Genomic DNA, 18,197 nt, shown 5'->3' with positions numbered 1-18,197 from the left:
TCACCGTGTCGCCGGGGACACCGTGCTCAGCACGGTGTTCCCGGCCGTGACCACCTCGAGCCGATCGATGTCGTGCAGCGGAATCGACGTACTGGCAGGCACATCGGCCCGGTAAGTGGTCGGAGTCGCCCACCAGCCGGCCGTCTCGACTGTTCCGTCCCGGCCGTGCACGACCAGCATGCACTGCTCACCGGGCTTCAAGTCGCTCAGGCTGAGCTTGATGTCAGTACCCCAGCCATGATTGGTCAGCTTGGCCGTGGTGTCGATCCCGCCGACACCATTCATCGCCGTCCAGGTAGCTGACTCTGAACTCGGTCTCTGCAGGCCCTGCCATCCGACGACCCCCAGCACACCCAGCACGATCAAAGCCGCCGCTCCCGCGAGCACTCGCCGCCACCTCCGCGGACGTGGCGCCGAGTCGTGGATTTCGATGGGAGGAATCGGCGGTTCGACAGCCAGGATCCACGACTCGACGGGCGTCGCCTCGAGGTCTTCGAGCGGTACGGAGTGCAGGAGGCCGGGGAGAGGGGCGAACTGGAGGAGGGTCTCGCGGCAGACAGGGCAGGTCTCGAGGTGCCGCTCGATGGTACGCCGTTCCGACGCATCGAGCGCACCGAGGACGTAGGCGCCGATCGTGGTGGTCTCCGGGCACGTCATGAGCCGGTCACTCCTCGCTCCTCCAGGGCGGCGCGCAACGCGTGCAGCGCGTAGTAGCTCCTCGACTTCACCGTCCCGGGTGGGATCCCCAGGACGATGGCCGCCTCGGCGACGGTGCGCCGCCGGTAGAACAGTTCGATGATCACCTGCAGGTGGTCGTGGCTGAGGCCGTGCAGGACCTCGGCAACCTGCCAGGCCTGCAGCACGCGGTCGATGTCGTCACCGAGGGCGGCGAACTCGCGGTCGTCGATCGGTACTTCGGTCACCCGGGCAGCGCGCTGACGCCGTCCCGAGATGACGAGATTGCGCGCCACCGTGAACAGCCAGCGCCCGACCCGGTCCGGGTCCAGGTCGCTGGAGTGTGCCCACGCCCGCGTCATCGTCTCCTGCACGATGTCCTCCGCGTACTGGTGGTCGCCACCCACCGAACGCAGGACATAGCCGAACAGCGGGCGCCGGTACCTGTCGTACAGCGCGCGGATCACTGTGTCGTCATCCACACCAGAGAAGTACGTACGGAAGCGATAAAAGGTTCAACTGAACCTCCTGGGGCATTTTCGCGTACTTGTCCATGAAAGGAGATACATCAGATGAACCACAGAGCTTTCACTTTGTTGCTTGGAGCAACGGCAGCGTTGGCCACCTTGACCGCTTGCGGTGCCGGCAGCAGCGATACAGGTGCGGCGACCGGCAATCAGCCGGCGGCCGCGAGCGGAGCCGTCTCCGTGCAGAACGTCGACGGCGTCGGTCAGACCCTGGTCGACCCGGCCGGCAAGACGCTCTATTTCGCCGACCAGGAAGCGGGCGGCATGATCAAGTGCACCGCGAACTGCTTGACCTTCTGGATGCCGGCGGCAGGAACGGCCGATGCGGCGAAGACGGTGCCTGGCCTCAGCGTGATCAAGCGCTCCGACAACGGAGCCGACCAGCTCGCCTTCCAGGGCAAGCCCCTGTACACCTTCAAGCTCGACACCGCGCCGGGCCAGGACAAGGGCAACAACGCGCAGGACTCGTTCGGCGGTATCGCCTTCACCTGGCACGCCGCGGCCACGACCGCCGCAGCGCCGACCCAGGCGCCGTCGACCTCGAACGGCGGTGGCTACGGCTACTGACGGGCGAACAGTCCGGTCAGGCGGCCGCGGGTGATGGTCTTGGCGTCGATCGCCTTCAGGGCCTCGTCGAGGTCAGCGCCGTTGGGGAGAGCGGTCGCCTCGGACAACGCATAGACAGTGAAGCGGTAGTGGTGTGTGCCGCTGGGTGGGCAGGGACCGAAGTACACGGCCCTACCTGCCGAGTTCTTCGCCTGCGTGGTGCCGGCGTGGCCTTCGGCGATCGAGGTCGTGGTCGGCTCGAGGTCGAGCAGGACCCAATGGGTGAAGGTGCCCTTCGGCGCGTCGGGGTCATCGACGACGAGGGCCAGGGCACCGGTGTTCGGCGGCGCGCCTTTCCAGGCGAGCGGTGGTGAGACGTCGTCGCCGTCACACGTGTACTTGCGGGGGATCGGTCCGCCGTCGCGGAACGCCGTACTTGTGACGGTGATGTCGGCCGGGGCGGTGGTGGCCGGCTCTTTCGCCTGCCCACCACCGCACCCGGCCGCTCCGATCAGGAGGGTCGTCCACAGCACCAGCCGCAGTCGCACCCTTTCAAAGTAGTTGCCTAGCGGCCGGGGACGAAGATGATGGCGTCTCCGACGGATCGTTCGGCACCGCCGGCGCCGCTGGGGTGGTTGACCAGGGCTCCGTCCTGAAGGGCCATCGCGGTGGAGCCGCCGCCGTCCAGGTTGATCGCGTTGCGCATCCCGAGTGCCTTCGCGACCGCGGCCGTCTCATCCATCGTCGTACCGACGCTCGTGGTCTGCCGGCCGTCGAGGGCGGCAAGCACGATCTTGCCGTCACGGGTCGTGCCGGCGATGCTGCGCGGGTTGCGGTCGAAGAAGCTGCCGGTGCCGCTCGGTACGACGATCTCGCCGTTGGCCGTCAACCGGTAGCGACCGGTCACGCCGTACAGGCCGCTGTGCAGCGGGACGTTCTCGCCGTCCTCGTTCGATACCTTCAGGTCGTTGCGCACGCAGCCCTTCGCCGCGATCGCGAGGAGCGCGACGGTGTCCTGGCCGGTCGCCTGCAGCGAGGTCTGGCTCGCGGTCAACGTCGTACCGCGCGTGGTCGACGTCCGTACGACGCAGCCGCGGCGATCCAGCACGACCTCGACACCGGCGCCGGCCGGGGTCGTGGCGGCGAACTCCGGCGTGAACAGTACGACGTCGCCCGGTGCTGTGCACGTGGTCTGGTCGGGCAGGGTGGCACACGCGGTCGGGATCACGGGCGGGTGGTTGACGAACTCGAGCGGGAGATCCGCGCCGGTCTGGCGGTTCCGGACTGTGCCGGACCAGCTCAGGTGGCCCATCACGACTTTGTTGCTCTTGGCATCGATCAGCAGGTTGGCCTCGGCCGGATCGGTGAGCGGCTCGCTGAGCAGCTTGCCGTCGGAGATCCCGAGACCGACCGGGTCGCCCGGGTACTGCGGGTTGGCTGTGAACGTGAAGAACGACGCGTTCACCCCGGCGAGCGCGCCGGCCGACCGGACCAGGTCCGAGGTCTTCTCCACCTGCGCGAGGTCCGGACCGTACGTCGTCTTCAGGTGGCCGTTCGCCTTCTTCGGGTCGATCGTGAGCACGCTGATCACCCACGGACCGCGCGGCGTCGTGTTGATCTGGTCGGCCGGCGCCGGGTCGGTCCCGCGCACGATCCGCGTCAACGTGACCCCGCGAGCCAGCCCTGGCTGCTCCGGGTCTCCACCAGATCCGCGTCGCCGATCGGCAATCCCTGTCCGGCCGGAACGACGGTCGGAGCCGGACCGGCCTCACCTGTTGGCGTCGCACCGGCGGCCGGTACGACGCCGGCCGTCACGACACCCAATACCGCGGCCGCGCTCAACGCGGTCCGGAACACTCGAGCGGAAGTAGTCATGCCCACCATCCTCATCGTCGATGGTGGAATCTTTCCGTTCCAGCTCCTGGCCTGCCAGTATCTGACAGGTTACGGTTCAGTGCCGCGGAGTGAGCCGGATGATCGGCAGCTCGCGGTCGGTCTTCACCTGGTACTGCGCGAACCGCGGGGCGGCCGTGGTGATCTGCTCCCACGCCTCGGCGCGCTCGGGTCCGTGCAACTGCTCCGCGCGTACGTCGATGGTCCGGCCGTCGACGTCGATGCGGACCTTGTCCGGATGGGCGGCGAGGTTGTAGTACCAGGCCGGGTTTCCCGGTGCGCCGGCCGCGGAGGCCACGATCAGCCAACTCCCGTCGGTTCCTGGGAACCAGCCGACCGGCGTGGTCCGCTCGAGACCGCTCTTACGGCCGACGGTCGTCATGACGAGCGCGTTGAATCCCATGAACTTGCTCTCAGGCTGGCGGCGGATCCGCCGGGCCATCAGGCCGTTCATCCACTTCATCACGCGTCCGTGGGGTTGCCGGGCTCCGTGCGTACCAGGGCGAGTGTCGAAGCTCATCGGCTGCTCACCGCCTCGGACGTGTGCACCGTGCGGGTGGTGGTGACCTTCTCGTCGTGCGTGAAGGGACGCCCGTCCAGGTTGAAGCTCCACGACACGGTCGGCGTGATGCGCAGGTAGTGCGCCGCGCCGAACTGGCCCTCGCGTTCGACCAGGTCCGCTTCGCCGTAGACGCGCAGGTAGCGCGGGATCCAGGGGCGGACGGACGCCAGGTCGTCGATGACGAACGCGACCTTGGTGTTCCCGTCCTGGACGTTGCGGTACTTCCGGGTCCGGACCGGGTCGATGCCGCCGACGTACAGGTAGGTCCCGTCGTACTCGAAGCCGACCGGTACGGCGTCCGGCTGGCCGTCGCTCGCGACCGTCGCGAGCCGGCCCAGGGGCTGTGATCGCAGGTACTCGAGCTCCGCTTCGCTGAAAGCCATCGGTCCTCCTTCGGTGGTTAATGCCACGTACTGTACGCGACCTTAACTATACATGCCATGTACCGTAGAGCTGTGATGGAGATGGGGGTGGACGCGGATCAGCTGGATGCCGCGTCGGGGCTGCTGCAGCTCACGACTGTCGTGCAGGGTCTCTACGCCCGGATCTCCGAACGCCACGAGCTGACGCCGGTCCAGGCCAAGCTGCTCTGCGTTCTGCTGGGTGGCCCGAAGGGCATGGCTGAGCTGGCGCAGTGCTTCGGCGTCGAGAAGGCCGCGCTCACCGGCCTGATGGACCGGGCCGAGAAGCGTGGGCTGGCCGAGCGTTCGGCCGTCCCCGGCGATCGGCGGGCCCTGCAGGTGACCCTGACCGACGCCGGACGCCGCGCCGCGACCGCCTTCCACACCGAGGTCGGCGAGGCTCTGAACAAGCTCATCGATGGTCTGAGTCCCGCGGACCGCGAGCATTTCCGCGCGGCCATGTCCGGCATCCTCAGCAGTTGCCGGAGTGGACACGGTCCGTGCTGAGCGTCCGACGGATGAAACCGTCCCGGTCTGCCAACTGACGTTTCCTCTACGATCCAGGCGTGTCCAATCCGCTGAGCGCCTGAAGTGTCCGCCGTCGTCGGGGCCTTCGTCGCGCTGGTCGCGGTAGCCGTCCTCGGGTACGTCGTCGGTCTGCTCGGCGTACTGCGGTCCCAGGACGAGCTGGTGCTGTCCCGGCTGGCGTTCTTCGTGGCGACGCCGGCGTTGCTGTTCACGACCGTCGCGCGGGCAGACCTGCATTCGATCTTCTCGGTGGTCCTGGTCACCAATGTGGCCAGTCTGTTCGTGGTCCAGCTGGTCTTCCTGGTGGTGGCCGCGATCTGGCGGCGGACGAGGGCCGAGGCGACGATCGGCGTACTCGCGTCGTCATACGTGAACGCTGGGAATCTCGGAGTACCGGTGGCGGCGTACGTGCTGGGGGATGGGGCGCTGGTTGCGCCGATCCTGCTGTTCCAGTTGCTCGTGATGGCGCCGATCGCGTTCGCCGTCCTCGACGGTGATCAGCAGGGCTCCGGTCGGCGGGTGTCGCTGCGGGCTGTGCTCACGCGGCCGTTCCGCAATCCGCTGACCGTTGCGTCGCTGCTCGGACTGGTGGTTTCCCTGCTCGGCGTGCAGGTGCCGGAGCTGGTGATGCGGCCGATCGAGCTCGTCGCGGCCGCGGCGGTGCCCGTTGCGTTGGTCGCCTATGGGCTCAGCCTGAGCGCGGGCACGAAGGACTCGATCGCTGTGCGGCGGGACGTCGTACTGGCCGTGCTTCTGAAGACCGTGGCGCAGCCGATTGCCGCGTACGCCGTGGGGCGCTGGCTACTCGACCTTCATGGAGCGGCTCTGTTGGCGCCGACCCTGCTGGCCGCGTTGCCGACCGCGCAGAACGTCTACGTGTACGCCGTTCACTACCGCAGCAGCCGCACCCTCGCGCGGAGCGTGGTCCTGCTCAGCACGCTCCTGTCCATACCGATCATGATCGCGATCGCCGGCCTGCTGGCCTGACGTCACTTCATCGCGCTGAAGGCCTCTTCGGCGACCGGGGCGACCTGGTCCACGGCGACGCCCTCGTTGGCGGACTGGGCGATCACGGTCAGGGTGTTGGAGCCGCGGTAGCACTGGGTCGGGAGGTTGCCGGTGGACTCGACGCAGGTGGAGCTGCCGATCTTCTTGACCTTGTCCGGGGTCGCGCCGGAGTCCGCGACGGTCTTGTCGATGTCGACCTTCCCGCGCAGCGCGATCACCACGTACATCCGGTTGCCGTCGATCGTCCCGTACGCCTCGACGGTCGCCTGCTTGCCGTCGTTGATCCGGCTCAACGCGTCCCGCGTCTGATCCAGCTGCAACTGGCCGCGGATCTCCTGATCGGTGATCCGGTCGAGTCCCGCGAGCTTCGCGGGCGGGGTGATTCCGCGAGCCGTGTTCAGGCGATTGAGCGGGCCCAGGCCCCAGACGTAACCCAGCACCGCCAGCGCGACCAGGATCACCAGCGCCGCAGTAACCGTTAGCCAGGGTCCCCGAATCCGCCGATACCAGGGCTTCTTCGGCCCATCAGCCGGCTCCGCAGCCTTCCCGCGCTGCCAGAACTTCTTTCTCCCGGCGGCAGGCTTCCCGGCTGCAGACCTCTCTGCGGCAGGCTTCTCCGCGGGTGCGTTCTCGTCCGCCGGCTTGTCGGAGGCACCCACAGCCGCGATCTCGGTCGTGGTCTCCGTCGCCGACGGAGCGTCCCCGGCCGTGCTGGTCTCGTGCGCCGGCTTCGGCTCCGGTGTGGTGGGGTCACTCATGGGTTGGCTCCTCGGACGTGGGGTCGCGGGGTTCGGACCCGATGGTTCCACATCGAGACAAATCGGTTCCGCAGCGTAGTCGCTTCGGTCGCACCCAGGCGTGTGGTCAGAGTGTGGCGACGACCTTGATGGTGTCGCTGTCGTCCGCGTGCCAGGCGATCTCGCCGGTGATGCGGCCGGCGGCGCGTAGGTCGGGCTCGGCCCGCTCGGCCAGCGTGAGCCGGGCGGCGGGACCGGTGACCTCGACCTTGCTGACTTCGGTCTTCATCGAGACCTGCGCCTCCGACTTGGCGCCCCGGATCCCCGCGAGCACCTCGGAGACCGCGTCGAGGACCTCGGGCTCCTGGTCGGCGACCGCGAGGTCGGCGTCCGGCGTCGGCCATGACGACACGTGGATCGAACCCTCCTGCCACCACGACCACACCTCTTCGGTCGCGAACGGCAGGTACGGCGCGAGCAGCCGCAACTGGACCGACAACGCAACCGCCAGTGCGGCCTTCGCGGAAGCAGCGGCCGCCTCACCCTGACCGCCGTACGCCCGCTCCTTCACCAGCTCGACGTAGTCGTCGCAGAAGGTCCAGAAGAACCGCTCGCTGACCTCGAGCGCACCGGTGTAGTCGTACCGCTCGAACGCAGCCGTCGCGTCGGTGACGACCGACCGCAGCCGCTGCAGCATCGCCAGGTCGATCGGCTCGGTGACCGCGGCAGCGTCGACCGTCGTCGCCCCGAAGCCGAGGACGAACTTCGACGCGTTCAGAACCTTGATCGCGAGCCGGCGCCCGACCTTCATCTGCGACTCGTCGAACGGCGAGTCCAGCCCCGGCCGAGCCATCGCGGCCCGCCACCGGACCGCGTCCGAGCCGAACTTGTCCAGGATCTCGGACGGAACGATCGCGTTGCCCTTGGACTTGGACATCTTCTTGCGGTCCGGGTCGACGACGAAGCCCGAGATCATCGAGCGCGCCCACGGCAGCGTTCCGTTCTCGAAGTGGGCCCGGACGACGCGGGAGAACAGCCAGGTCCGGATGATCTCGTGCGCGTGCGTGTTCAGATCCATCGGGAAGGTCCGGCGGAACAGGTCGTCATCGCGCTCCCAGCCGCAGACGATGTGGGGGGTGAGCGACGAGGTCGCCCAGGTGTCCATCACATCGGGGTCGGCCTCGAAGCCACCGGGCTTGCCGCGCTGGGACTCGTCGTACCCCCGCGGGGCCTGCGAGGTCGGGTCGATCGGCAGCTCGGCCTCGCTCGCCAGCAGCGGGTGGTCGTAGTCCGGCTCGCCCTCGTGGTCCAGCGGATACCAGACCGGGAACGGGACGCCGAAGAACCGCTGGCGGGAGACCAGCCAGTCGCCGTTCAGCCCCTCGACCCAGTTCAGGTAGCGGTGCCGCATGTGCTCCGGGACCCAGGCCAGCTCGTTGCCGCGGTCGATGAACTCCTGCTTGAGGTGGGCGTCGCGGCCGCCGTTCGTGATGTACCACTGGCGGGTCGAGACGATCTCGAGCGGCTTGTCTCCGTTCTCGTAGAAGTTCGCCATCCGCTGCGTCGGCGTCGGCTCGCCGTCCAGGTCACCGCTCTCGCGCAGCTTCTCGACGATCAGCTCGCGTGCGCTGAACACGGTCTTGCCGGCGAGCTCGCCGTACAGCTCCGAACCTTCCAGCCACTCCGGGCTCTCGCGCAGCAGCCGTCCGTCGCGGCCGATGACGGTCCGGACCGGCAGTTGCAGCTCGCGCCACCACTGGACGTCGGTGAGGTCACCGAAGGTGCAGCACATCGCGATACCGGCACCCTTGTCCGGCTCGGCCGCCTCGTGCGCGAGAACCGGCAACTCGACGCCGAAGAGCGGAGACTTGACCGTCTTGCCGAACAGGCCCTGGTACCGCTCGTCGTCAGGGTGGGCGATGAGTGCGACGCAGGCCGGGATCAGCTCCGGCCGGGTGGTCTCGATGTAGACCGGCCCGTGCGGCGCGTGGAACGCGATGCGGTGGAAGAAGCCCGGGTAGTTGCGGGCCTCCAGCTCGGCCTGGGCGACCGCGGTCTGGAACGTGACGTCCCACATCGTCGGCGCCTCGGACAGATACGCCTCGCCGCGGGCGAAGTTGCGCAGGAACGCTCGCTGCGACGTCCGGCGGGAGTCCTCGGAGATCGTGGTGTAGAGGTACGACCAGTCGACGCTCAGGCCGACCTGCCGCCACATCGCCTCGAACGCCTGCTCGTCGATGTGGGTCAGCTCACCGCACAGGTCGACGAAGTTCTGCCGGGAGATCGGGAGCTGCCGCTTCGGGTCCGGCTTCGCCGGCGGGGTGAAGTCGGGGTCGTACGGCAGCGAGGGATCGCACCGGACGCCGTAGTAGTTCTGGACCCGGCGCTCGGTGGGCAGGCCGTTGTCGTCCCAGCCGATCGGGTAGAAGACCTTCTTCCCGCGCATCCGCTGGAACCGGGCGACCAGATCGGTGTGGGTGTAGCTGAAGATGTGCCCGACGTGCAGCGACCCGGAGACCGTCGGCGGGGGCGTGTCGATGGAGTACACATCGGCACGCTCGGCGGTGCGGTCGAAGGCGTAGGTCTGCTGCTCCTTCCATACGGCAGCCCACTTCTCCTCGAGACCTTCGAGGCTGGGCTTGTCTGGAACACGGGACGTCAGGCTCATGCGCACAATCGTAGTGGCTGTCAAGGGGTGCTTCCGACCGGTTATCCACACCCCCTTCCCAGGGGGCGCCTGCTCACCCCGTGCCTACTGTGCGGCACTCGGCGGCGCATCTCGCTGCACCGGTGCAAAGGTCACGATGCTCCGCATCGAGCCCTTCGCCCCGGCACACCGAGCTACACCCCCGAGCACCTGCTCGCGACGGCAGGGGGCGAGCAGGCGCCCCCTAGACTGGGCCTTCTCATGAGCGACCTTTCCTACGCCGACGTGTCGGCTCGGCTTCAGCAGCGCTGGCCGGAGTACAAGATCGAGCCCACGCTGGCCCGGGTCCAGCGGCTCGTCGAGCTGCTCGGCGACCCGCAGAAGGCCTACCCCGTGGTGCACCTGACGGGGACCAACGGCAAGACCTCGACCGCGCGGATCATCGACACCCTGCTGCGCGAGGCGGGGCTGCGTACCGGCCGGTTCACCAGCCCGCACCTGGAGTCGGTCCGGGAGCGGATCACGCTGAACGGCGAGCCGATCAGCGAGCAGCGCTTCGTCGACGCGTACGCCGAGATCGCGCCGTACCTGGACGTGGTCGACGCCGAGCAGGAACACCCGCTGTCGTTCTTCGAGGTGATGACCGCGATGGCGTTCGCGGTGTTCGCCGACGCCCCGGTCGACGTCGCGGTGATCGAGGTCGGTCTCGGCGGCACCTGGGACTCCACCAACGTCGCCGACGGGACCGTCTCGGTGATCACCCCGGTCGCGGTCGACCACGCCCACATCCTCGGCGCGGATCCGGTCACCATCGCCCGGGACAAGTCCGGAATCATCAAGCCCGGCGGTACGACGGTGATGGCGCAGCAGAGCCTGGAGGTCTTCGAGGTGCTGCTGGCCAAGGCCGCCGAGGTCGGCTCCCCGGTCGCCCGCGAAGGGATCGAGTTCGGCGTCACCGCCCGCTCGCTCGCGGTCGGCGGTCAGCTGATCTCGGTCAAGGGCCTCGGCGGCGAGTACGACGACATCTTCGTCCCCCTGCACGGCGAGTACCAGGCGCACAACGCGGCCACCGCGATCGCGGCCGTCGAGGCGCTCCTCGGCGCCGGACCGCAGTCCGAGGGCCGCGTCACCACCGAACTGCTCCAGACCGGCTTCGAGCAGGTCACCAGCCCCGGCCGGATGGAGGTCGTCCGGAACAGCCCGACGATCATCGTCGACGCCGCCCACAACCCGCACGGCGCCGAGGCGACCGCGGCCGCGGTCTCGGAGGCGTTCGCGTTCCAGCCGCTGATCGGCGTCCTCGGCTGCATGAAGGACAAGGACGTGTACGGCGTCCTGGAGGCGTACGAACCGATCATGGAAACGGTCGTGTGCACCCGGAACAGCTTCGTCGAACGCTCGATGCCGGCCGAGGAGCTCGGTGAGCTCGCGATCGAGGTGTTCGGTGAGGACCGGGTGCTGGTCCGCCCGCACCTGATCGACGCGATCGACGACGCGATCCGGCTGGCCGAGGAGAACGCGGTCGCTCTCGGGACCGGCGGCGTACTGATCACCGGCTCTGTCATCACCGCCGGCGAGGCCCGCACCCTGCTGGTCCGCAAACCGAAGCAGGCCGACGAATGAGATCGCTGGCGTCGATCGTCCTGGGGTTCGAGGCGCTCGTGCTCGCCCTGGTCACCCCGGTGATGATCTCCGTCGCCGACATCCGGCCCGCGATCGCGGTGCCCGTCTGTGTCGGCCTGGCGTTGCTGGCCGTTGTCGCCACCGGTCTGCTGGGCAACCAGGTCGGTTACATCCTGGGATCAGTTGTCCAGTTCGGTGCGGTCGGGCTCGGCTTCGTCGTACCCGTGATGTTCGTGCTCGGCCTGGCGTTCGCGGGCTTCTGGGTAGCCGCGATCGTCCTCGGCCGCCGCATCGAAGAAGCCAAGAAGGCACAGCAAGCACAGAGCGGTTAGGGTTCGGCCACCCGAACTACGTCGAGAGAGAGTTGTCAGATGTCGCAGCGCACCCTGGTCCTGCTGAAGCCCGACACGGTCCGCCGCGGCCTGGTCGGCGAGGTGCTGGGCCGGTTCGAGGCCAAGGGGCTCCGGATCGTCGCGCTGGACCAGCGCACGATCGACGCCGAGCTGGCCGATCAGCACTACGCCGAGCACGTCGAGCGCGACTTCTACCCGCCGCTGCGCGACTTCGTCACCAGCGGCCCGCTGGTCGCCCTGGTCCTCGAGGGCGACGAGGCGATCGAGGTCGTCCGCGCCCTGAACGGCGCCACCGACGGCCGCAAGGCCGCCCCTGGCACCATCCGCGGTGACCTCTCCCTGTCCAACCGCGAGAACCTCGTCCACGGCTCCGACTCCCCGGAGTCCGCCGACCGCGAGATCAAGATCTGGTTCCCCGACCTGCCCTGATCCGCGGCCCGGACAGCGGCGGAGGCCGCTGGGGACTGGTTGTGCAGGAACGGATACGATACGTGCCGGGCGGACGCGGTCGTGTCGGTCCATGGGCTGTGCGCGGGCGGCGCTTAGCCTGGTTTGGGTCGAGTGGGAGGTGCCGCGGTGGCGAACAGCATGCTCGGCCGCGACATGGCGGTCGATCTCGGGACAGCGAACACTCTGGTCTACGTCCGTGGTCGCGGGGTGGTGCTGAACGAGCCGTCGGTGGTGGCCACCCGGACCGACGAGCCGCGCGAGGCGGTGGCGTTCGGGCACGAGGCGAAGAAGATGATCGGCCGGACGCCGGGCAACATCACCGCGATCCGCCCGCTGAAGGACGGCGTGATCGCCGACTTCGACGCCGCCGAGCAGATGCTGCGCTACTTCATCCAGCGGGTGCACCGGCGCCGGTACTTCGCCAAACCGCGGATCGTGGTCTGTGTGCCGTCCGGGATCACCGCGGTCGAGCAGCGCGCGGTCCGCGACGCCGGGTACATGGCCGGCGCCCGCAAGGTCTACATCATCGAGGAGCCGATGGCCGCCGCCCTCGGCTCGAACCTCGAGGTCCGCGACGCCACCGGCAACATGGTGGTCGACATCGGCGGTGGTACGACGGAGGTCGCGGTCATCTCGTTCGGCGGCATCGTCACCAGCCAGTCGATCCGGGTGGCCGGTGACGCCATCGACAAGGCGGTCGTGAACTACTGCAAGAAGGAGTACTCGCTGCTGCTCGGCGAGGCCACCTCCGAGCAGATCAAGATGACGATCGGCTCGGCCTTCCCGACCACCGACGGGCCGGACTCCGAGATCCGCGGCCGGGACATGGTCTCCGGCCTGCCGCGCACCGTGAAGGTGTCCTCGTCGAACATCCGGCAGGCGATCGAGGAGCCGATCACCGCGATCGTCGACGCGGTCAAGGCCACCCTGGACAAGACCCCGCCGGAGCTGGCCGGCGACATCGTCGACCGCGGCATCGTGCTGACCGGCGGCGGTGCGCTGCTGAAGGGCATGGACGAGCGGCTGCGGCACGAGACCGGTATCCCGATCCATGTCGCGGAGAACCCGCTGGACGCCGTCGTCCTCGGCGCCGGCAAGTGCGTCGACAACATCGAGACCCTGAACCGCATCCTGGTCACCGACAACCGCCGCTGAGGTTCCACCGATGCTCAAAGACCTCGGTACCCCGGCCAGAAGCGCAATCCGTTCGGCCGGTGCGCCGCTCCGCTCAGCCGGAATGCCCCGGGAGATCCGCCGTCGCCGGACCGTGCTGGTCCTGGTGATCCTGGCTTCTCTCACGTTGATCGTGCTGGACGCCCGGCGCTCGGCCGGGTCGCCGGTGGAGCCGCTGCGCGAGGCCGCGGCGGGCGTTTTCGGCCCGCTCGAGTCGACCGCGAGCTCGGCCCGGCAGCCTGTGGACAACCTCCGCGACCGGTTCGCGGAAATGGATAGGTTGAAAGCAGAGAACGAAAAACTGAAGAGTGACAACGACCAGCTCACCCGCGACCTGAACACCTCCGACTACGCCCGCAACCGGGCCATGGAGCTGGACAACCTGCTGAAGCTCGCACCGGCGTTCACGATGACGCCGGCCCGGGTGATCGGGATCGGCAGTGCGCAGAGCTTCAACCACACGGTCACGATCGACGCCGGGACGGCGGACGGCGTGCGCGTCGACATGACCGTGCTGAACGGGACCGGTCTGGTCGGCCGGGTGGTGCGGACCACCCAGGGGACCGCGACCGTGCTGCTCATCGGCGACCGCAACTCGACCGTGGGCGGCCGGCTGAACGCCACGATGGCGCTCGGCTTCGTGTCCGGCCGCGGTGAGGTGGCCGGCACTCTCGACTACAAGCTGGTCGACCTGAAGGCGCGGCCCAAGGTCGGCGACAAGATCGTCACCTGGGGCTCCAGCGGCAACGCGCCGTACGTGCCGGGTGTCCCGATCGGTGTCGTCACCTCCGTGACGCCGAACGAAGGCTCGCTCGGGTCCACCGCGACGATCAAGCCGTACGTCGATCCCACCCGGATCGACACCGTTGGCGTGGTGACCGGACCACCGGCCCGGGCACCGCGCACCCAGCTCATACCTGACGAAAGGAAGGGGAACTGACGTGATCGCCGTACGCATCGGGTTGGCAGCCCTCTTCCTGCTGCTGGCCGTGACCATCCAGACCTCTGTGCTGACCAACATCGCGGTCGCCGGAGTGACCTGCGACCTTGTGCTGATCGTGGTGATCGCCCTGGCGTTGTCGCGGGGAGCCGAGTGGGGCGCGATCACCGGATTCGCCGGCGGTCTGCTGCTCGACGTTGTGCCGCCCGCCGACCACACCGCGGGTCGCTGGGCCCTCGCCCTCGCGATCGCCGGCTATGTCGCCGGTCTGATCCGTCGGGAGACGTCCACCGGTCCCGTCGGCCCCCTCTTGGTTGCCGTGACCGTGGTGCTCGGCACGGCGATCTCACTGTTCATCTACAGCGCCACCGGTTCGCTGCTGCACGACCCGTCCGTCGACTGGGGTGAGTTCGGCGTCCGCCTCGGCATCGCCGCCGGGTACGACGTGGTCGGCGCGATCGTGGTGATCCCCCTCGTCATGTGGATCATGGGCCGCGTCACCCCCGCCCGCGAACGCCGGCGAGTGCTGCCATGAGCCACCTCCGCATCCACATCCCCTTGTCCACCTGCTGCTTCGCCAACCACGCCGCCAACCATCCGGCCGAAGGCCGGCCTGCGAGCGGGGGAACAGCATGAGCTTCGACGGGTTTGAGGCGCCGCTGAAAGCCAGACTGCGGTTGTTTGTGATCGGGGTGCTGGTTTTCTCCTTGCTGTGCACGTTGTTCGGGCGGCTCTGGTACATGCAGGTGATGTCCAACGCCGACTACACCCAGGCCGCGACGGAGAACCACACGCGCGAGGTGCTGGTGCCGGCGCCGCGCGGCACGATCGTGGACTCCCAAGGCCGGACGTTGGTCGGCAACCGGGTGTCGCTCGTCATCACGGTCGACCGGTCGGTCCTCGCGAAACTGCCGGACAGCCAGCAGAGCGTCGTACTGACGCGCCTCGCGAAGGTGCTCGGGCAGAAGCCGAAGGACCTGAAGGCGCGCACCATGCTCTGCGGTGAGCCCGGCGCGTCGAAACCACCCGCCTGCTGGAACGGCACGCCGTACCAGCCGATCCCGGTGGCGAAGGATGTCAGCGAGCAGATCGCGATCGAGGTGATGGAACGCCGCGAGGACTTCCCCGGTGTCGCCGCCGAGTCGCAGGCCCTGCGCGCGTACCCGGCGCCGTACCACGTGAACGCGGCCCACATCCTCGGCTACCTCTCGCCGATCACGACCGAAGAGCTCGAGGACCTGGACAAGGCCGGGCAGGATTCGGTCCCGCACCGTTCGGACCTGGTCGGCCGGGCCGGCGTCGAGCGCACGTACGACAAGCTGCTGCGCGGCACGCCCGGTGTGAAGAACGTGATCGTCGACGCGGTCGGATACACCACCGGCATTCAGAAGCAGACCGCCCCGGTCCCGGGCGCCACCTTGGTGACCACGATCGACGCGCGGATCCAGGCCTCGGTCGAGACCCAGCTGAAGAACGCGATCATGACCGCACGGAAGCAGTACGACAAGATCACCAAGAAGAAGTACGTCGCCGACTCCGGCGCCGCTGTCGTGATGGACACGAAGACCGGCCGGATCGTCGCGATGGCCAGCTACCCGAGCTACGACCCGGGCGTCTGGGTCGGCGGTATCACCCAGCGCGAGCTGGACGCGCTGTACTCCTCCAAGTCGGGCACGCCGCTGGTTTCCCGCGCTCTGCAGGCTCAGCTCGCCCCGGGATCGACGTTCAAGCCGATCACCACCTCGGCCGCTCTCGGCGCCGGGTACAGCCCGAAGACGCGGCTCGACTGCTCGTCGTACTTCGAGGTCGGCAACCGCCGCTTCAAGAACTACGAGTCCGCGTCGTACGGGATGATCGGGTTCGACCAGGCGCTCGCGCTGTCCTGCGACACGTTCTTCTACCGGATCGCCTACGCGCTCTGGCTCAAGGAGGGCGGCAACTCCAGCGATGTGACGACCCACGACCCGCTGGTCGAGATGGCGCAGAAGTTCGGTCTCGGCAAGCCGACCGGCATCGACCTGCCCGGCGAGGTGAGCGGCCGGATCGCGGATCGCAAGTGGAAGAAGACCTACTACGACGCGCAGAAGGACTATTACTGCAAGCTGGCGAGCAACCCGCCGGCCGGGACGTCGGCGTTCCTGAAGCAGTTCTCTCGCGAGTTCTGCGTCGACGGGTACAAGTACCGCGCCGGTGACGCCGTGAACTTCGCCATCGGCCAGGGCGACACCACGGTCACACCGTTGCAGCTGGCAACGGTCTACTCGGCCCTGTCGAACGGCGGCACGCTGTTCGCGCCACGCGTGGTGCAGTCGTGGATCGGCGCGAACGGCAAGTCGCACGAGATCAAGCCCACGGTCAACGCCAAGCTCCCGGTCTCCAAGAACACGCTGCGGTACATCGACAAGGCCCTGCAGGAGACGGTCAAGACCGGTACGGCGGCCTGGAAGTTCAACGGGTTCCCGGTCGACCAGGTGCCGGTCCGGGCCAAGACCGGTACGGCGGAGGTCTACGGCAAGCAGACCACCTCGTGGCTGGCGTCGTACACGGATCGCTATGCCGTGGTGATGATGATCAGCCAGGCCGGGACCGGTTCGGGTGCCGGTGGTGACGCGGTCCGCAAGATCTACGAGACGCTGTACAACATCAAGCCTGTGCCGCCGGCCGAGCAGAACAAGCCGAAGCAGTGAGGGCGGGATCATGGCACTGCTGAACCCGATCCGGGTCCGGTCGCGGATGGACCGCCGCTCGACCGTGTGGCACGTGGACTGGGTCCTCGTGCTCGGCGTGGTCGCACTGTCCTTCATCGGCGCGATGCTGATCTGGTCCGCCACCCACTCGCGGACGTCGCTGACCGACGGCAACCAGTACGCCTTCCTGCTGCGGCACGCGCTGAACTTCGCCATCGGCCTGGTGCTCGCGATCGGTGCCGCGATCACCGACCACCGCCGCGTCCGCATCCTGGCCCCGGTCCTGTACGCCGCGTCGATCGTCGGACTGATCCTGGTCCTGGTGCCCGGGGTCGGCGCGGTGATCAACGGCTCGCGGTCGTGGATCCAGCTGCCCTGGATGTCGATCCAGCCGAGCGAGTTCGCCAAGCTGGCGGTGATCGTCGGGATGGCGTTGCTGATCGCCGAGAAGAGTGAGACCGACCGCAACGAGAACGCCCGGACGATCGACGTCGCGCAGGCCATCGCGGTCGCCGCCGTACCGGTCGTCCTGGTGATGCTGCAGCCCGACCTGGGCACGGTGATGGTGCTGGGCTCGATCATGTTCGGGATCATCGCGGTGTCCGGCGTACCGAAGCGGTGGATGCTCGGCCTGCTCACCGCCGGCGTGGTGGTGGCCGCGGTCGCGATCAAGCTGCAGGTGCTGAAGGAGTACCAGCTGGCCCGATTCATCGCGTTCGCGAATCCGTCTTCGGACCCGCAGGGCATCGGGTACAACGTGAACCAGGCCCGGATCGCGATCGGCAACGGCGGGGTCTTCGGCCAGGGGCTGTTCCACGGCAGCCAGACGCAGAACGCGTTCGTTCCCGAGCAGCACACCGACTTCGTCTTCACCGTGGCGGGGGAGGAGCTCGGCCTGATCGGCGCGGGCGCGATCATCGTGCTGTTCGCGGTGATCCTGTTCCGGGGGCTGCGGATCGCGGTGAACGCGCGGGACGCGTTCGGGCGGCTGGTAGCGACCGGGATCGTCTGCTGGTTCGCGTTCCAGGCGTTCGAGAACATCGGGATGACGCTCGGGATCATGCCGGTCACCGGCCTGCCGCTGCCGTTCGTCTCCTACGGCGGCTCGTCGATGTTCGCCGGCCTCCTCGCCGTCGGCCTCCTGCAGAACATCCACCTCCGCTCCCACCGCTTCTGACCAGGCACCCAGAAGCAGACCGCGCGCGGACGGCCGGGCGTCACCGAAGAGGGCTGACACGTCAGGTACGCTGCTGCCTGCTCGACTCTGCTGATGGCCGGGCCTCCGGCGCCGGCGTGGTCATGGGGCCTTGGCTCCCGGCCTTCCCTCGTCGCTCCAGTCGCTCCGCTCCTTGCGCTCCTCAGTCCAGGCCGGGAGGCCCCATGACACTCCCTGTGTCAACCTCATGCGGCAGATGGAGTGGCTGTGCGGTGGTTGAGTGTGGCTGCG

20 protein-coding genes are annotated in these 18,197 nt (G+C 68.2%); 11 read left to right on the top strand and 9 right to left on the bottom strand.

All coding sequences use genetic code 11. The features are described 5' to 3' along the window. On the bottom strand, positions 1-657 hold the full coding sequence (locus tag ACZ3HV_RS43530) for an anti-sigma factor family protein (RefSeq protein WP_465693708.1): 657 nt from the start codon (positions 655-657) through the stop codon (positions 1-3). Continuing rightward, a complete protein-coding gene (locus tag ACZ3HV_RS43525; RefSeq protein ID WP_465693706.1) occupies positions 654-1,157 on the bottom strand; it encodes a sigma-70 family RNA polymerase sigma factor in 504 nt (167 codons plus the stop codon). Before ACZ3HV_RS43525 ends, ACZ3HV_RS43530 begins: the two co-directional genes overlap by 4 nt. Positions 1,158-1,247: 90 nt before the next feature. On the opposite strand from ACZ3HV_RS43525, the gene ACZ3HV_RS43520 reads away from it, so the two are divergent. Then, positions 1,248-1,769, top strand: coding sequence for a COG4315 family predicted lipoprotein (locus ACZ3HV_RS43520; protein WP_465693705.1), 522 nt, complete (start codon positions 1,248-1,250; stop codon positions 1,767-1,769). Here the strand turns inward: ACZ3HV_RS43520 and ACZ3HV_RS43515 are convergent. The 5 genes from ACZ3HV_RS43515 to ACZ3HV_RS43495 all read right to left on the bottom strand — a co-directional run bounded on the left by ACZ3HV_RS43515 (position 1,763) and on the right by ACZ3HV_RS43495 (position 4,586). Next, positions 1,763-2,296 carry a YbhB/YbcL family Raf kinase inhibitor-like protein gene (locus tag ACZ3HV_RS43515; RefSeq protein WP_465693704.1) on the bottom strand — a complete coding sequence of 178 codons (534 nt, stop codon included), beginning with the start codon at positions 2,294-2,296 and terminating at the stop codon, positions 1,763-1,765. The genes ACZ3HV_RS43520 and ACZ3HV_RS43515 overlap by 7 nt on opposite strands. A gap of 17 nt (positions 2,297-2,313) precedes the next feature. After that, complete coding sequence (locus tag ACZ3HV_RS43510) at positions 2,314-3,411, bottom strand: phosphodiester glycosidase family protein (RefSeq protein WP_465693702.1); 1,098 nt, start codon at positions 3,409-3,411, stop codon at positions 2,314-2,316. Continuing rightward, positions 3,408-3,623 (bottom strand): hypothetical protein, encoded by a 216-nt coding sequence (locus ACZ3HV_RS43505; protein WP_465693701.1) that lies wholly within the window; start codon positions 3,621-3,623, stop codon positions 3,408-3,410. Before ACZ3HV_RS43505 ends, ACZ3HV_RS43510 begins: the two co-directional genes overlap by 4 nt. 76 nt (positions 3,624-3,699) lie before the next feature. Next, the gene (locus tag ACZ3HV_RS43500; protein WP_465693699.1) at positions 3,700-4,161 is read right to left on the bottom strand and encodes a nitroreductase/quinone reductase family protein; all 462 of its coding nucleotides are present in this window, start codon (positions 4,159-4,161) and stop codon (positions 3,700-3,702) included. Next, positions 4,158-4,586, bottom strand: a complete 429-nt coding sequence (locus tag ACZ3HV_RS43495; protein ID WP_465693698.1) for a PPOX class F420-dependent oxidoreductase — start codon at positions 4,584-4,586, stop codon at positions 4,158-4,160. Before ACZ3HV_RS43495 ends, ACZ3HV_RS43500 begins: the two co-directional genes overlap by 4 nt. Positions 4,587-4,643: 57 nt before the next feature. On the opposite strand from ACZ3HV_RS43495, the gene ACZ3HV_RS43490 reads away from it, so the two are divergent. Together ACZ3HV_RS43490 and ACZ3HV_RS43485 are read left to right on the top strand one after the other, a co-directional pair. Further along, a complete protein-coding gene (locus tag ACZ3HV_RS43490) occupies positions 4,644-5,111 on the top strand; it encodes a MarR family winged helix-turn-helix transcriptional regulator (RefSeq protein WP_465693697.1) in 468 nt (155 codons plus the stop codon). A gap of 84 nt (positions 5,112-5,195) precedes the next feature. Beyond that, positions 5,196-6,119, top strand: coding sequence for an AEC family transporter (locus ACZ3HV_RS43485; protein WP_465693696.1), 924 nt, complete (start codon positions 5,196-5,198; stop codon positions 6,117-6,119). Positions 6,120-6,121: 2 nt separating this feature from the next. On the opposite strand, the gene ACZ3HV_RS43480 is transcribed toward ACZ3HV_RS43485, so the two are convergent. Together ACZ3HV_RS43480 and valS are read right to left on the bottom strand one after the other, a co-directional pair. Continuing rightward, entirely contained in the window at positions 6,122-6,898 is a 777-nt protein-coding gene (locus ACZ3HV_RS43480) for a hypothetical protein (protein ID WP_465693694.1), read from the bottom strand. Positions 6,899-7,004: 106 nt separating this feature from the next. Beyond that, the gene (valS, locus tag ACZ3HV_RS43475; protein WP_465693693.1) at positions 7,005-9,545 is read right to left on the bottom strand and encodes a valine--tRNA ligase; all 2,541 of its coding nucleotides are present in this window, start codon (positions 9,543-9,545) and stop codon (positions 7,005-7,007) included. 240 nt (positions 9,546-9,785) lie between these two features. Here valS and ACZ3HV_RS43470 point away from each other — a divergent pair, with 240 nt between their 5' ends. The 8 genes from ACZ3HV_RS43470 to rodA all read left to right on the top strand — a co-directional run bounded on the left by ACZ3HV_RS43470 (position 9,786) and on the right by rodA (position 17,927). Continuing rightward, complete coding sequence (locus tag ACZ3HV_RS43470) at positions 9,786-11,147, top strand: bifunctional folylpolyglutamate synthase/dihydrofolate synthase (protein WP_465693692.1); 1,362 nt, start codon at positions 9,786-9,788, stop codon at positions 11,145-11,147. After that, a complete protein-coding gene (locus tag ACZ3HV_RS43465) occupies positions 11,144-11,479 on the top strand; it encodes a DUF4233 domain-containing protein (protein WP_465693690.1) in 336 nt (111 codons plus the stop codon). Before ACZ3HV_RS43470 ends, ACZ3HV_RS43465 begins: the two co-directional genes overlap by 4 nt. A gap of 39 nt (positions 11,480-11,518) precedes the next feature. Continuing rightward, complete coding sequence (ndk, locus tag ACZ3HV_RS43460) at positions 11,519-11,929, top strand: nucleoside-diphosphate kinase (RefSeq protein ID WP_360370861.1); 411 nt, start codon at positions 11,519-11,521, stop codon at positions 11,927-11,929. A 147-nt stretch (positions 11,930-12,076) separates the two neighbouring features. Further along, positions 12,077-13,105 (top strand): rod shape-determining protein, encoded by a 1,029-nt coding sequence (mreB, locus tag ACZ3HV_RS43455; RefSeq protein ID WP_272948902.1) that lies wholly within the window; start codon positions 12,077-12,079, stop codon positions 13,103-13,105. Positions 13,106-13,115: 10 nt separating this feature from the next. After that, the gene (gene mreC / locus ACZ3HV_RS43450) at positions 13,116-14,063 is read left to right on the top strand and encodes a rod shape-determining protein MreC (RefSeq protein ID WP_465693689.1); all 948 of its coding nucleotides are present in this window, start codon (positions 13,116-13,118) and stop codon (positions 14,061-14,063) included. Between the two features lies 1 nt (position 14,064). After that, positions 14,065-14,598, top strand: coding sequence for a rod shape-determining protein MreD (mreD, locus tag ACZ3HV_RS43445; RefSeq protein WP_465693688.1), 534 nt, complete (start codon positions 14,065-14,067; stop codon positions 14,596-14,598). Between the two features lie 97 nt (positions 14,599-14,695). After that, entirely contained in the window at positions 14,696-16,750 is a 2,055-nt protein-coding gene (mrdA, locus tag ACZ3HV_RS43440) for a penicillin-binding protein 2 (RefSeq protein WP_465693687.1), read from the top strand. 10 nt (positions 16,751-16,760) lie between these two features. Beyond that, positions 16,761-17,927 carry a rod shape-determining protein RodA gene (gene rodA / locus ACZ3HV_RS43435; protein WP_465693686.1) on the top strand — a complete coding sequence of 389 codons (1,167 nt, stop codon included), beginning with the start codon at positions 16,761-16,763 and terminating at the stop codon, positions 17,925-17,927. Positions 17,928-18,197 lie beyond the last annotated feature (270 nt).

The organism is Kribbella sp. NPDC020701 (genome assembly GCF_055562215.1).
This window is presented reverse-complemented; position numbering and strand designations above follow the sequence as displayed.